Genomic DNA, 15,874 nt, shown 5'->3' with positions numbered 1-15,874 from the left:
TATTATGAAATTAAAATCAGCATCATAACTTTTAATTTTTTTAATACTTTGGTATAAATTATCTTTTTTTTGGTTAATTCAATTAGCAAAATAACTTTCTGTTGCTTCTTTATTTGTTGAAAATTGTATTCGAACTTTCTTTTTATCAACTCAACAATCTCAAATTTCAAAAAAATTAATTTCTTTTAAGTTATTAACATGGGTTCCACCACATAAATCAATTATTGCAGTTGGAAATTCAACAACACGAACAATTGGATCATATTCAAAATTTGGATGAGCAATTTTTAATTCTCTTGCTTGGTCAATTGGCATTTGATGTTCAATTTTAGCAATGTTATGATTAATTAATTTCTCAATAATTTGTTTACGAGCGCTTAAAATAATTTCTAATCAGTTATCAACTTTATTCATTGCTAAGAAAGCATAATCAGTTTTAATCTGAACTGAATCTGTCATATCACCATCATTTAAAATATGCTCAATAATATAAGATAAAATATGTTGGGCTGTATGATTTTTTGTAATTTTAATTCGATGTTCAACATCTATTTTTTGGATTAATACGTCATTAATTTCAATTGTTGTACCATTAGTATCAACAAGATGAAGATATACTTTTTTGTAAATTTGTTTATTTAAGTCAAAAACAGAAATTTTATGGTCTTTCTTAATTAATATTCCTGTATCAAAAATTTGACCCCCGCCAAGGGCATAAAAAACAGTGTGATCAAAAGCAATAAATCCAATTCCATTTAATGTGGTAACTGGATAACCATTTGCATCAAATAATGCTAAAACTGTTCCAATGTCAGTTGTTTGGTTATAACCAAGAAAAGTGGTAAGGGGAAGATTAGCACTATTATTTTTTTTCAAGGTACTTCATAATAATTCAATTTGTTCATTAGTCATAATATATCGGTTTCTCTCTTAATATTAAATTATATGTTATATTTGTAAATTGTAAATAAAGGAAAAGAAAAATTTATTAGGTGAATTAAAAATGATTTTCATAGTATATTAAAAAATAAAAGAATATTTTTAGATATTCTTTTATTTTTTATTTAAAATTACTGGAATAATCAATGGATTACGACGTTTATAACGGTAAATGAAAGGAGATAATGATTGCTTAATAGCATTTTTAAGAGCGCCAAAAGTTGGTTTTTGGGTTTTTAAAACTTCATTAACTGCTTCGGTTGCTAAACGAATTGATTCATTAATAATATTTCCAGATTCTTTAACATAGAAACTTCCTCTTGAAATAATGCGTGGTGGTGTTAGTAATTGATTATTTTGCGAATCAATTGAAATAACAACAGCAATTAACCCATCTTTTGATAAAATTTCACGGTCACGAACAACAGCGGTTGTTTGCCCTGATAAATCTTTTCCATCAACATAAACAGCTTCAGCTTCAATTCTTTTACCAATTGCTGCTGTTCCATTTAATAGTTCAATTTGATCACCATTAGCACAAATAAAGACATTATCTTTTGGGACATTGACACTAATTGCTGTTTCACCATGTTGGCGAAGCATACGATAGTCACCATGCATTGGCATAAAGTATTTTGGCTTCAATAGGGTAAATAATAATTTTTGTTCTTCTTGTGAAGCATGACCAGACGTATGGATTTGATTTAAAGGACTATTTTCTTGCACAATAGCACCAGCACGAACTAGTTTATTAATAACTCGTTCAACATCAGCTTGATTGCCGGGAATTGGTGATGATGAAAAAATAACAGTATCACCAGGAATAATAGAAATATGTTGATGTTGATTATTTGCAATTCGGGATAATGCTGCCATTGGTTCACCTTGGCTTCCAGTACAAATAATTAATATTTCATTATCTTTATAGTTTTTAGCATCATTAGCTTTAATAAATGCCTTATCAGAAATTTTTAAATGTCCCATTTGACGAATAATTTTAATAATGCGATCTAAACTTCGACCAAACACTAAAATTTTTCGTCCATATTTATTTGTAATTTCAACAATATGTTGAATTCGATGAACATTTGAAGCAAAAGTTGAAATTAAAATTCGTCCCTTAGCTTTAACAAATAATTCACCAATATTTTTAATAATTTTTGTTTCAGTTTGAGTGTAACCCTCAACTTCAGCATTGGTACTATCAGCCAATAATAACATAACACCTTCTTGCCCCATATTTGCCATTCGTTCAATATCAGCACGATGTCCTAATGGTGTTCAGTCAAATTTATAATCACCAGTTGAAACAACTTTTCCATTTGGAGTAACTACTGAAATTCCAAAGGCATCAGGAATACTATGGTTAACAGCAAAAAAGTTAATTTTAAAGTTTTTTGTTTTAATAACACTCATATTATCAACTTCTTTAACAATTGTTGTTTGTTCCAATTTTGCTTCTTTTAGACGATCACGAATTAAAGCAGTTGCTAATCGTGGTGCATAAATAATTGAAATATTAACTTCCCGTAATAAATAGGGAATTCCACCAATATGATCTTCATGGCCGTGTGTAATAAATAATGCTTTTATTTTTCGTTGGTTTTCTTTTAAATAATTATAATTTGGAATAACAGCATCAACTCCAAGCATTGTTGAACTTGGAAATTTAACTCCTGCATCAAGCATAATTAACTCTTCATCATGCTCAATACAATATGTATTTTTTCCAACTTCTTCTAATCCACCTAAAGCAAACACTTTTGTTGGAATTTTATTTTTAACAACATTTTGGATTGGTTGTTTTGTTACTATACTAGTTGGTTTTGTAACTATTGCTTTGTTTTTACTTGTTTCTTTCTTTTCTTCATTCATTGAAATTATCACCTCATAATTCTAAAATTAACGCATAGTTTTTTCTTTATTAAATTGGATATTATTAAAAAGAAAAAAATTAATTTACTAGTATCCAAGAAATTATAACATAAAGATTAGTAAGATTACCAAAAAAACTTTTATTTTAAAAAAAGTTAAATATTATTTTTATACAATAATTCAATCACTTTTTTTCATTCAAGGTGTTTTTTTATTAATTAAATCATAATATAATTTACCTTCTAAATGTGCTTGTTCATGTTGAAAAACAATTGCTTCATAACTACGGGCAGTAATTGTTACTTGTTGTTGTTTTAAATAATCATAACCTTCAATAATAATTCGAAAACTACGAGGGACAAAACCTTCTTTATCACCATTAACGCTTAAACAACCTTCGCCTTCTTCTATACAAGCTATTTGTTCACTTTTTCCAATAATTTTAGGATTAATCATTGCATGTTCAATTATTTTTTTATCTCCTGTTTCGTCATCTGTCTCTTCAATTCGAATATAATACATTTTAAGATTATGTCCAATTTGAGGAGCGGCTAAACCAACAGCTGGTCTAATTGTATGACCACTATTTTTTTGCGGATCTTGGGAATATCTTACAAAATCAATTAATTTTTGCATTACAAGTTCATTTTCAGGTGCTAATGGTAAAGAGACATCAATTGATGGTTGTCGAATTGACGGTGTATCATCAAATACTAGTCAGTCTTTAGTTGGTATTTCATTTTGCAACACTAAAAATCACCTCTTAAAAAAATTATAACATATTCAGCAATTATTAAAGAAAATTCTAAAGTTTTAGTATAATAAAAAAAAGAAAGAAAAGGGTTAAGAAGATGCGCGTAATTAGTGGAAAATATAAGGGTTATAAAATTAAAACATTAGATGGAATGAATACCCGGCCAATGACGGCACGTGTTAAAGAAGATACATTTAATATTTTAGATAATTATTTTATTTATGAAAATAAAATTGGATTAGATATTTTTGCTGGAAGTGGTCAATTAGGAATTGAAGGGTTATCACGGGGGTTACAACAATGTTATTTTAATGATTCGCATCAAGGTGCCTCCAAAATTATTGAAACTAATTTAAATAACTTAAAAATAAATAATGCAAAAGTATTAAATTATGATTATAAAGTTTTATTAAACTGAATGATACAACAGAAAGTATTAATTGATATTTTATTTTTAGACCCACCTTTTAAGCAAGTTGAGTATTATTATGATATTATTACTATAATATTGAATAACAATATTATCAATAACTATGGAATAATAGTTTGTGAATCAAATCAAATGTTGTCATTTGATCAATTTAATTTAGTTATGTTACGTTGTAAAACATATAAAAAAAAGTATTTGTATATATTAAGATTAGAAAAAGGAGAACGTTAATGTGCAGAAAGAGGGTTTTTTAATTATATTTTCTGGCCCATCAGGAGTCGGGAAAGGGACAATATGCCAAGAACTTTTTAAATATGGAGAGTTGAATTTGGCTTATTCAGTTTCAATGACAACAAGAACAAAAAGGCAGGATGAAGTTGAAGGGGTAAATTATTTTTTTGTTGACCGACCAACATTTGAAGATGCAATTAAAAATGATGAATTATTAGAATATGCTGATTTTGTCGGTAATTATTATGGTACGCCAAAATCATATTGTATCGAACAAATTAATAATGGAAAAAATGTTTTATTAGAAATTGAAGTACAAGGTGCAACACAAGTGTTACAGAAAGTAACTGATGCAGTTTCAATTTTTTTAATTCCACCAAGTTTAGAGGAATTAGAAAAACGAATTCGAGGCCGAAAAAGTGAACCCGAAGAAGTATTACAAGCACGATTAGCAAAAGCAGCTGATGAACTTCCATTGCAAAGTAATTATAATTATGTTGTGGTAAATAACACCGTAGAACAAGCAGTTGCAGAAATTAAAACAATTTTAGAACAAGAAATTGCTAATCGTTCGTAAGTTTAAAGGATTAAAAAATGCAAGCAAGAGAAATAGCATGAAATATCTTATGAAAAATTTTTGCAAAAAACAAGTTTAGTAATCATTTATTATCAAATATTGTAGAACAAAATGATGATTTTACTGACCAAGATAAAACTTTAATTTATCGAATTGTTTATGGTACTTTAAAAAATAAATTGTATTTAGAATATATTGCTAATCAATTTATTAAATCCAAAAAAACTAATCAAAAATTACAAGTTTTATTATGAATGAGTATTTATCAATTTCGTTTTTTAGATCGTATCCCTAATTATGCAATTGTTAATGAAGCTGTTAATATTAGTAAAAATCTAAATCCAAAGTATGCTGGTTTTATTAATGCTACGTTAAAAAAATTTTTTGTCAGTAAAGATGAGATTTTTGAAATTAATATTGCTGATGAAACAAAAAAATTAAGTATTAAATATAGTTTTCCATCATCATTATATTTAATTCTTCGTAATGAATATAGTGAAGATATTGCTCAGCAAGTAATGGTTGATAGTTTAACAATTCCAAAACTTTCATTTCGCGTTAATACCCTAAAAATTAGTCGAGATGAATTATTAGCTCAATATTCAAATTATAATTTAACAAAAAGTTTAGTATCTTCTGTAGGTGTCATTGCCGATAAACCAATTGTTAATTCAGAAATGTTTAAAAAAGGTTTAATTTTTATTCAAGATGAAATGAGTATGCGCATTGCAGAAGTATTAAATCCGCAAGAAACTGATCGCGTGTTAGACATGTGCAGTGCACCGGGTGGTAAAACAACACATTTAAGTCAAATCATGAACAACAAAGGGATTATTGATGCATATGATATTAGTGAAAAGAAGATTAATTTAATTAAAATGAATGCTAGTCGATTAGGAATTACGAATATTTATCCACATTTATTAGATGCTAGAAAAATTAATCCTGAAATTCAATATGATAAAATTCTTTGTGATGCCCCCTGCAGTGGTTTAGGGGTAATTAAACGAAAACCAGAAATTAAATATCATACTTTGACTAATCAAGAATTAGCAAATTTAGTTGAGATTCAAGAACAATTATTAGATAAAGCTTATCAATTGTTAAAACCAGGTGGAATTTTGGTTTATTCTACTTGTACTTTTGGAAGATATGAAAATACTGTTCAAATCCGCAATTTTTTAGCAAAACATCCGGATTTAAAAATTATTGCAACAGAACAAATTTTTGGTTATGAAAATAATACTGATGGATTTTATTATTGTAAAATTAGAAAAAAAGATAAGTAATTATAAAAACTATGTAAAATATATACTAAATAAAAGAAGAAAGGAACCACAATTATGAATACGAATGTTAAATTAATTGAAAATCTGTTAGAAGAGTACTTAAAGGCAAATAATTTAACAACACCAGTGATGGTTGAAAAACCACGTCAAGAAGGATTTGGTCATTTATCAACCAATTTGGCTTTGTTACTAGCAAAAAAATTAAAAAAGGCACCAAATAAAATTGCTGAAGAAGTTATTGCTTTTATTGAAAAAAATAATAAATCATATTTTAAAAAAATTGAAATTGCTGGTGCGGGATTTATTAATTTTACCTTAGCTGATGATCAGTTACATCAAGTTATTAATGAGGTTTTAAAACGAGAAGAAAAATATGGATATTCAGCTCCAAAGAATTTTACTTATAATTTAGAAATTGTTTCAGCTAATCCAACGGGATTTTTACATATTGGTCATGCTCGGAATGGTGCCATTGGTGATAGTGTTGCTCGCATTTTGCGAGCAGCTGGTTATCATGTTCAAACTGAATATTATGTTAATGATGCTGGTAATCAAATAAATACTTTAGCAGTGACGGTTTTTGTTAGTTATTTAAATTTATTGGGTAAAAAAACCGAATTACCTCCTGATGCATATCCTGGCGATATGTATGCTCATGTTGCACAATATTTTGTTGACAATTATCAAGATAAATTTATTAATTTAACTTTTGATAAGGATTATAAAATTAGTGGTCCAAAGGTACATGAAATGTTTCGCAAAAAATCAGTTGATTTATTTTTAGATATTATTAAAAAGCAATTAAAATTATTTCGAGTTGATATTGAATATTATTCTTCTGAAGCTGCAATGTACGAGGGAGGAAAAATTGATGCAACATTAGCCCAATATGCCAAATTGGGAAAAACTTATGAACAAGATGGTGCACTATGATTAAAAACAACCGACTTTGGTGATGATAAAGATCGTGTTTTAGTTAAATCAAATGGTGATTTAACTTATATTACTCCTGATTTAACATCACATAATGAACGTTTAATGCGAAGCAAAGCAGATAAATTGGTTAATTTTTGAGGTGGTGATCATCACGGTTATATTGTACGAATGTTAGCGGGGTTACAGTTATTAGGGTATAAAAAAGACATTTTAGATATTGATATGATTCAAATGGTACGGTTAATTAAAGACGGTGCTGAATATAAAATGAGTAAACGAAAAGGGACAGCAGTTTGATTAATTGACTTAATTGAAGAAATTGGAGTTGACCCAATTCGTTATATGTTAGCTTCAAAAAGTGCTCAAAGTCATATGGACTTAGATATTGGTATTTTAAAAGAGCATTCTTCAAAAAACCCTGTTTATTATGCACAATATGCAACAGCGCGTTGTAATAGCGTGCTAAAACAAGCCAAAATGAGCAAAATTAATATTACGGATGTTAAAACCTTTGAATTATTAACGTCACAAAAAGAATTAGACCTTTTAAATGAGATTGATTTATTTAATCGTTGCATTGAAGGAGCAGCAAAATTACGTCAACCACATCTTGTCTGTGATTATGTGCAAAATGTTGCGCGGCAATTCCATTCATATTATAATGAATCAAAAGTTATTAATTTAGATAACTTAGAATTAACAAAACAGCGTTTAGTATTTATTAAAGTAATTTATCAAGTTTTATCAAATGTCTTTAATTTATTAGGGGTTAATGTTATTGAACAGATGTAATTATTTAGGTTATGTTATAATCTATAAGACAGAAAGAGGGTGCAGGTGTGTTACAAAATAATTGAGATGTTTTTTTATTTAATCCATTAATGTTATTATTGTTATTTGTTCTTTACATATTAATTTTAATAAAAAACATTAAAATTAAACATACTAGTCAGAAGGCATTCTTTATTCAAACGTTTTTATATTGATTTGCATTATCATCAATTATTGGTGATAATTTTGAGTTCCGTGATTTATTCTTTGCCGCATCAATTAATAATATGGAAGGAATTGCCATTATTGCAGCAACTTCCCTTTCTCTTTATGCTTTTTTAGCGATGATTCCTTATGTATTTTTACATAAGGTTTTTTCTTGTATTGGTTGACATTTTTTTCAATATACAATGTTTGGAATATCAATGCTTGGAATTTTTATTTTAATTGTTTATCATTCCGCACCAACATTAATTAACGCGGCAATTTTTCTTGGTTTTGGAATTATTACAAAGGCTAGTTATTTTTTATCATATAATGAAGCATATGGTCGTAAGTTTTTTCCATTTAAAACAATTAGTTTAGTAGCGCCATTAATGACATTTGCGCTTATTTTTGGTAGTGAGTTTAATAATATTGTTATTACAGTAGGAAGTAATTTAACTAATCAGTTGCAAATAGGAATTATTGGAATTGGTGCAATAATTGCTATTGCGAGTGCAACCATTTTATATGCTTTATTTTCACATAAAGAATTTACATCAACATCATTTACGATTGAACAGCAAAAAATGTTTGAACCATTTAAATGGGGAAAAGTATTAATTATCTTTTTTATGGTAATTTTAATTATTATTTTAAAAGAAGTGTCTCAATCAAATATTTATCTTTGATTGTTAGGCCAACGCACATGAGAAAAATACCATGATGTTTGAAAAGTCAACCAATTTGTGTGTTTAAATGAACAATTATTCCTAATTCCACAATTTTTTGGTGCTTATTTAGCTTGTCATTTACTGTATAATAAAATTGGTGTTAAATATTGCTTTGGGTTAGGGTTATTACTATGATTTATTTTCTTTAGTATTACTGCATTTAATCATTCGCCAGAAGCTTACTTAGCATTGCAAGTTATTAATGGATTAGCTTTTGCTATGTGTTTTAATATTTTGTTTGCAATGACGTGTGAATGAAAATATCGTTCACCAACAAATAAACCGATTGTAGCACAATTTCAATTATTATGATTTGGATTAGAATTCATTATTAAATTTGCTGATGATGTGATGCGTGATAAAAAGGTTGGTATATTTAAAGAATATGTTTATGGTCAACAATATATTCCCCGTGATAGTTTTGCGATTCAAATTGATAATATTACAACAATTATTTCAACAATTTGTGCCACAATTGTTTTACTTTTATTGTTAATATTTTATTATACTTCAGACCTAATTTTAGCTGAATATCGTAATCATTTACGTTTATTAGTTCCGAAAGTTAATCTATTATTACGCGAAAGTTTTATTAGTCGTGTTAAATCAAATATTAATTCTGAAACAAATAACAAGAAAAAAACTTAAATAAAATAATTGTTGTTTTAATAAAAGAATATTTTTAGTATTTTTTTTAAATTATGGTTAAAGGAGATTAGAATGAAAAAAATAATTAAGATTTTAATGGCACTACAAATTGGCACTACTTCTGCTAGTTTTTTAACATCTTGTGTTAAAAAATACCAATATATGTATGATATTTGGGTAATTACTAGTGGTGGGTCAATTAATGATAAATCTTATATTCAATCAGCGTGAGAAGGAGCAAGCAAATATATCGTGTCACAATTTACCCAAGTTTCATCAATGAGACAATGACGAGATAGTCCATTGCGAGCTAGCTATTTTGAACCAAATGGTATTATACCAGGTGAATTTAAAGCAGCTTATATTACAGCTAGTATTGCTGGGGCAAAGACGCTAATTTTACCTGGTTTTAGTCATGCCAACACCATTGGTTGAGCAGCAAACTTAGTGGATAATGTTATTTTTATTGATGGTAGTGGTCAGAATGTTCATAAAAATATGGACCCATACGGTCCGCTAGCTGATAATATTGTCGGAATTTTATTTCAAAAAGAAATTGCTGGTTTTTTAGCGGGTCTTGTTACAGCAATATGATTTAATTTGCATCAAACAGAATTTCAACAACAGTTAAATATTGCAACTTATGGAGGAATGGATAATCCAGTTGGTGTTTCAAATTATTTATGAGGATTTTTATTATCAGCGGATGTGTTTAATGAAATTATTAAGAACGATGTTAGATATCCTAATTTACATCAATTGATGACAGATATTTTAGCAATAATTAAAAACATAAACCCCAAAATTAATAATTTATTACCAATAAGAAAAGTTCAAGAAGTATTAAATGACAATGAGTCATGGTTTTCACAATCATTTAATCAAGGAGAAGGAAAAGTGATTTCTGATTATTTAATTACTAAAAAAGCAAGTATTATTTTTCCTGTTGCAGGACCACAAACCCAAGATACAATTGACCGAATTAAATATAATAAAACGAAAACAAAAGTTGTTGGAGTTGATACAGCACAATCTCAAATATATGGTGATGAATATATTATTACTAGTGGGTTATTAAATATTGCACAAGCAACAGAAGATGCTTTATCTAATATCTATTCAACAACTTGTAGTTATAATAATGTAACTAAACAATGAGATAATAAGCAACTTGATTCTTGTTGAATTAATACTGACCAATCTTCAAAAACAAATTCAAATTGATTAGGGATTGAAAAAACAAAATGGATTAATGATAGTATTATTAATTATATTAATAACGATGCAAAGATTACTAAATTAACAACAACAATTGGGATGATTTATGATCAAATTAAACAAGAGCACTTTACTGATACATTAAAATTAACTTATCAAAAACAAAATGAAGTAAAAACTAAATTATTAGAGACATTAGAAAAGGGTTTAGGATAAAAATAATATATTTTTTGCATAAATTTTAAAAAGTATAGTATAATACTCATAGATAGTGTGGTGTTTATATGGAGGGCTTCTTGACAACAAGCATAACAATCTTAGATTTAGACATTCCAGTAATCGGGTTAATTGGTTTTCTATTAGGATTTGCAGCGCTATTATTATTTGTTTATTTTATTATTACTTTTTCTTTATTTCGAAGTAAAAAAAGCAGTAGTAATTGAACGAATATTGTAAAATTAAAACAAGAAACTAGTTTTAAGGAAAACATTGAGTATTTTGAACAAGAAATTATGCTAGCTAAAAAAATGGGTGATAAAAACTAGCAGTTTCTTTTTTAATACAATGTTATTCACATTTAGGGCAGGTGAAACAAAGCATGGGTTTTTTTAATACGGTTAAATCGTTTATGGTGAAAGATAAACAACATGAGCAACCACCAATGCAATCAGCAAATCTTTTTGGTGATAATTTTAATCCTGAATTAAGAAACCAAAATAATGTTGATTTTAGTCAAAATCAACCCTATCCAAATGGAATGCCTCAAAATCATCTTTCATCAAATCAATACTTTCGTCCAAATGAAGCATATAAACAAAACCAATTAAATAATATGGAAATGTTATATCAAAATAATAATACAATTCGTCCAGCACGAATGAACTTAAGTAACCAATATAATTATTATGCTAATAATCATGACCGCCAGTATCTTGAAGAAGACCATGAGGTAATGAATGTAAATGCTTCACAAATGCCACCTGGTTATGTTGAGCCATATTATAATCATGATGCGGCGCAAAATTATTCGCGTCCAGTTCATCAACAAATTTTGCCACGCCGAATTCAGCAGCATGTAACAAGTTCTAATTATGATCAATATTGGTCAGGACAACAAAATCAAGGGCTATATGACAATGCTGAATTTATGGGATATCATAACCACCGTGATGGTTATGTTAACGATGATAATATGTATGCAAATCAATATCGTCCTCCTTATCAATCACGTGTTGCATCACCGTATCATCAATCACAAGTTAATGAACAATTTAATCGTTCAGAATTAGTTTATGATAGCAAAGGTGCCTATCGTGGTGCAAATTCAGCACAATATTTTGATGATAATCAAATGATGACAAAGTCAATGCCAGTGCCACCATCGTATTATCAAAATGGTCATTTTACTCCATCAGCACAATTTGACCCACCAGCTTTAACAAACAGTAGGGAAAATAATCGTTATGCTTATCAACCACAGTTATCAGAAAAACAACGTCGTCGTCGTTTTAATAAGGAATATGCTAACCGTTTAATTCCTTTAGAAATTGCTCGTGAGATTCGTTCGGAAAAAGTTCGTACCTTAATTATGATTATTATTGGTTTTATTGGCACAATGATGACAAGTTTATTTATTGCTTTATATTTTATTTCTCATCAACAAGAATTAGAAGCAATTATGGGAATTAAAGCGAAATATATTCCTCATCCATTTTTGACAATTACTTTTTTGTTAATTTCTCTAGGATTATTGTTTGCTGGTATTTTTGATTTATCACGAGTTCGAATTGAAACAAATAGTTATCTTTCTAATTTAACACGGGGTAATCATACTATTCCGCATTTCTTAATTGATAATTATAAAAAAATGACTGTTCGTAGTATTGTTTTAAATTGATTAGCATTTCCGACTTATTTCTTTGGTGGAATTATTTTAGGAATTTTATACGGTTTTCAACAACATTCAGGTGAAGAGTTTCGGTTTGGTTTTTGAAGTTTAGGCATTGTTGATGATTTAACAGTAGCAATTACAATTACAATTATTATTTTAATCGTAACATTAGGTGTTCATATTGCGAATATTGTTTTAACAAAAAAAAGAAAAGCAAATATTATTGGTTATTATGGATATGAAATTGTTCATCCAGAAGAATTAGCAGCTTTAAAGAAAAAAACAAATCGTATTTGTTTAGTAATTTTTATTATTTTCTTAATTATTTTAACACTAGTAATTTCAATTCCATGATTAATTGCTCGTCGTCGTAAACGAAACGGTGATGCATTACTTGGTCGTTGGTTTAACCGAAATTAAATATTGTTTTAAAAATAATTCTAATTATTCACAGTTCTTCTTTAGTTACATTATAGCATAAGTCTTAATCCATAATATTAACTAAAATATCATTTAAAATATTTAAACCTTGGCTTGTACAACGTAAATGATTATTATCAAAAACTAAATTATTTTTTTGTACTTCTACATCAATTTTCTTTTGATAGTAATCTACTGCTGCTTTTGCATCTCTAACCTTTGTTAAATCAATGCCATTTAAAACACGTAATCCCATCATTAAAATTTGAAAATAATAATCCTTTACCGACAATTCTGTTTTAGTTTGTGTTCAGTTAGCATATTTTCGCGAATTCTGTAATAAATAGTAACCATCATTATTAATAAAACCAGCTGCACTAGGGCCAAGCAGTCAAAAAGACTTATTAGTTCAATACGCTAAATTATGTTGTGATTTTTTGTTGTTATTAGTATAATTTGAAATTTCGTATCTTTCATAACCTATTTTAGTTAATGCAGTATTAATAATTTCATCAAATGCAATATCATACTCTGGTAATTTAAGTTTTGTTTTACCCCAATATGAATTTTTTTTTAAAATTAATGAATATCAACTAATATGATCAGGTTGTAATTTTTGAATCATTAACAAATCTCCCTCAATATCAGCTTGTGTTTGATCAAATAAATTATAAATTAAGTCAAACGAAATATTATCAAAACCTTCTTGACGAGCTAAGTAATAACTATTAACAACAGCAGCACTATTATGATAACGATTAACTTTTTTTAATAACTGATCATTAAAAGTTTCAACACCAATTGAAAGACGGTTAATCTGATATTTCTTTAAAAGTTGTAATTGACTTTTTGTAATTTTTTCTGGATTTAACTCAATTGTATATTCCATTATTGGGTTTTGCACAACTTTTTGTAATAGTTGTAATAGTTGTTCTAATTGATTATCATCTAAACTATTTGGTGTTCCTCCTCCCAAATAAATTGTTTTTAAAGCAAAATCAGGATGGGGTTGAGCAATCTCATGTGCTAATGAAGTTAAATATTTTTCAATCATTATTGGGCGTGATTTTTTAATTTTAAAAAAATCACAATAAAAACAAATATGGTCGCAAAAAGGAATATGTACATATAAATGTTCAATCATTGTTAATCCTCACTTCTTTTATATTTTAATAATATAGATTTATAATTTCAAGTGCAACAATTATATGTTTTTTAATAATTAAATTAAAAGATTTCATTTAAAAATTAACCAACCTCAAATTCAATTATTTGCAAAAATGAATATTCACCATTATTAATAATCATTTCTTCCTTGTTTGGAGCAATAAAAAAGCAATAGTCAAAGTCATTCATTAATAATATGCTATTTTTAGTATATTTATTTATATTTGCAAACTTTGTTAATAATTTTACAGTAAAAGATTTTTCAGTTTTATTAATTAGATTAATTGTATTTCCAGAATCACTACTACTAGAACGATTAATCGATAATAGTTTTAGATTTGAATTTATTTTACTGTTAAAAAAATTAATAATAGGTCTAAAAATTGAAGTGATATGAATTCCTTTTGAGTTTTGTTCTAAAACACTAGCAACTTCAAGTACCTTATCAAAAGTCGCTTGGTTCACCTTAAAAACCAAACGATGATTCTCATAATATGTTTCTAATTTAAAATAATGTCAAAACTCCATTACTATTTTTGCAAATTTCTCAAGCTGAAAATTAAAGAGATTTTTTTCTACTAAAACTTTAACCTCTTGTTCTAGTTTTATGGAAGTCCGCAAATGTTTAAATGGTAAACCTTCAAGTATAAATTTTTATACTGTCATAGTTCCAATTTTAATTACAACATAAGAATCTTCGTACTCAGTTACTTTTTTTAGAATATATGTTTCTTTATAAAAATTTAACAAATTTTCTGGTGTTAATTTCATTGGGTCATATCCCTTGCCGGCTCATGCTAAAACAGAATCCTTTTTAAAGGACATAGAATCTAAATTCATAAAAAAACTATTTTTATAATCGGATAAATTACTACCAAAAAATAAAATATTTTCATTCTTTAAAGCCTCCCTAACAATGAGTCAAATTATCTTGCTAGGATTTCATTCATAACTATATTTTCTCACTCTAATTTGAAATTTTTGATCTTTTAAAACTTTATTAACAAACATAGTAAAATACTCCTCAATATTATCCTGAAGCTTACTTAAAACATCTAAATCATTAGTTATAACTACTAGAGCATTAATCTTATCTCTCGCTGGCAATCCTTTAAATCTCACTTCATAATCAATATTAACTTGCACTGTAATTCCCAATACCTCTTGTGGAGTATCTTTTAATAACCTCCCGATGTTATCAAAATTAATATTATACAAAGTAAATAAAATATTATCCTCATCTAAAAACAACGGCATTGTATCAACATAATAATTTGAATAGCGATATCGTAAACTTTGATTCAAATTAGCAAACTCTACTTTAAAACCAGTAAGCAACTGTGTTAAAAACGATATTTACTAATTCTTTCATCCGTCAATGTCAAACCATCATTCTCTTTTTTTAATTCATCAACTAACTCTGCAACAAATGGTATTTGATCCGGATAATCATTAATATCAATTGTTGCCTTTGTATCCCACCACGCTTCAAAAGTTTGCTTTACTTCCTTTTTTATATCATTTAAAATACCAATATCTTGATTATGATCTAATTCATCTTTTTCATCACGTTCATGCTTTCCTCGCGCGGTACAACTAGCCACCCAAAACACACTACCACCACCTAACACAAAAGCACTAAAAATGGTTAATAACCGTTTCATCAATATGTCACCTTCTTCCAATAAGATACTTATTACTTATTATTATATTAGACTTCTTGCATAACCTAGTAAAATAATTATAAATATTTTTAAAAAGATACTAATAGCAAATTATAATTTTAATTAATT

General features: G+C 27.6%; 15 protein-coding genes. 8 read left to right on the top strand and 7 right to left on the bottom strand.

The features are described from left to right. The 3 genes from EHU54_RS01700 to def form a co-directional block, all read right to left on the bottom strand. The coding region (locus tag EHU54_RS01700; protein WP_400248610.1) for an alanine--tRNA ligase-related protein at window positions 1-912 on the bottom strand (912 nt) is incomplete at its 3' end. 141 nt (window positions 913-1,053) lie between these two features. Continuing rightward, window positions 1,054-2,814, bottom strand: coding sequence for a ribonuclease J (locus EHU54_RS01695; RefSeq protein WP_400248609.1), 1,761 nt, complete (start codon window positions 2,812-2,814; stop codon window positions 1,054-1,056). 168 nt (window positions 2,815-2,982) lie between these two features. Further along, window positions 2,983-3,564, bottom strand: a complete 582-nt coding sequence (gene def / locus EHU54_RS01690) for a peptide deformylase (protein ID WP_400248608.1) — start codon at window positions 3,562-3,564, stop codon at window positions 2,983-2,985. A 68-nt stretch (window positions 3,565-3,632) separates the two neighbouring features. On the opposite strand from def, the gene rsmD reads away from it, so the two are divergent. From rsmD to EHU54_RS01650, 8 genes are all read left to right on the top strand, one after another. After that, window positions 3,633-4,229 carry a 16S rRNA (guanine(966)-N(2))-methyltransferase RsmD gene (rsmD, locus tag EHU54_RS01685; protein ID WP_400248611.1) on the top strand — a complete coding sequence of 199 codons (597 nt, stop codon included), beginning with the start codon at window positions 3,633-3,635 and terminating at the stop codon, window positions 4,227-4,229. A 1-nt stretch (window position 4,230) separates the two neighbouring features. After that, window positions 4,231-4,806: a guanylate kinase gene (gene gmk, locus EHU54_RS01680; RefSeq protein ID WP_400248607.1), complete on the top strand. Its 576-nt coding sequence runs from the start codon at window positions 4,231-4,233 to the stop codon at window positions 4,804-4,806. A 17-nt stretch (window positions 4,807-4,823) separates the two neighbouring features. Further along, a complete protein-coding gene (gene rsmB, locus EHU54_RS01675; protein WP_400248605.1) occupies window positions 4,824-6,095 on the top strand; it encodes a 16S rRNA (cytosine(967)-C(5))-methyltransferase RsmB in 1,272 nt (423 codons plus the stop codon). 54 nt (window positions 6,096-6,149) lie between these two features. Then, entirely contained in the window at window positions 6,150-7,823 is a 1,674-nt protein-coding gene (gene argS / locus EHU54_RS01670) for an arginine--tRNA ligase (protein WP_400248604.1), read from the top strand. A 47-nt stretch (window positions 7,824-7,870) separates the two neighbouring features. After that, window positions 7,871-9,385, top strand: a complete 1,515-nt coding sequence (locus EHU54_RS01665) for a hypothetical protein (RefSeq protein WP_400248602.1) — start codon at window positions 7,871-7,873, stop codon at window positions 9,383-9,385. A 72-nt stretch (window positions 9,386-9,457) separates the two neighbouring features. Continuing rightward, a complete protein-coding gene (locus EHU54_RS01660) occupies window positions 9,458-10,819 on the top strand; it encodes a BMP family ABC transporter substrate-binding protein (RefSeq protein WP_400248600.1) in 1,362 nt (453 codons plus the stop codon). Window positions 10,820-10,887: 68 nt separating this feature from the next. After that, a complete protein-coding gene (locus EHU54_RS01655) occupies window positions 10,888-11,148 on the top strand; it encodes a hypothetical protein (protein WP_053391112.1) in 261 nt (86 codons plus the stop codon). A 53-nt stretch (window positions 11,149-11,201) separates the two neighbouring features. Then, entirely contained in the window at window positions 11,202-12,914 is a 1,713-nt protein-coding gene (locus EHU54_RS01650; RefSeq protein WP_400248599.1) for an MSC_0882 family membrane protein, read from the top strand. 64 nt (window positions 12,915-12,978) lie between these two features. On the opposite strand, the gene hemW is transcribed toward EHU54_RS01650, so the two are convergent. From hemW to EHU54_RS01630, 4 genes are all read right to left on the bottom strand, one after another. Then, window positions 12,979-14,058 (bottom strand): radical SAM family heme chaperone HemW, encoded by a 1,080-nt coding sequence (hemW, locus tag EHU54_RS01645; RefSeq protein ID WP_400248598.1) that lies wholly within the window; start codon window positions 14,056-14,058, stop codon window positions 12,979-12,981. Window positions 14,059-14,162: 104 nt separating this feature from the next. Then, a complete protein-coding gene (locus EHU54_RS01640) occupies window positions 14,163-14,609 on the bottom strand; it encodes a hypothetical protein (protein WP_400248596.1) in 447 nt (148 codons plus the stop codon). Window positions 14,610-14,735: 126 nt separating this feature from the next. Beyond that, window positions 14,736-15,386, bottom strand: a complete 651-nt coding sequence (locus EHU54_RS01635; protein ID WP_400248595.1) for a hypothetical protein — start codon at window positions 15,384-15,386, stop codon at window positions 14,736-14,738. A gap of 38 nt (window positions 15,387-15,424) precedes the next feature. Then, window positions 15,425-15,745: a hypothetical protein gene (locus tag EHU54_RS01630; protein ID WP_400248594.1), complete on the bottom strand. Its 321-nt coding sequence runs from the start codon at window positions 15,743-15,745 to the stop codon at window positions 15,425-15,427. Window positions 15,746-15,874 lie beyond the last annotated feature (129 nt).

The sequence above is a fragment of the Spiroplasma sp. ald genome, from assembly GCF_044714355.1.
Classification (GTDB): Bacteria; Bacillota_I; Bacilli_A; order Mycoplasmatales; family Mycoplasmataceae; genus Spiroplasma; species Spiroplasma phoeniceum.
Note: the sequence above shows the minus strand (reverse complement) of the source record. Positions and strands in the feature narration are given on the sequence as shown.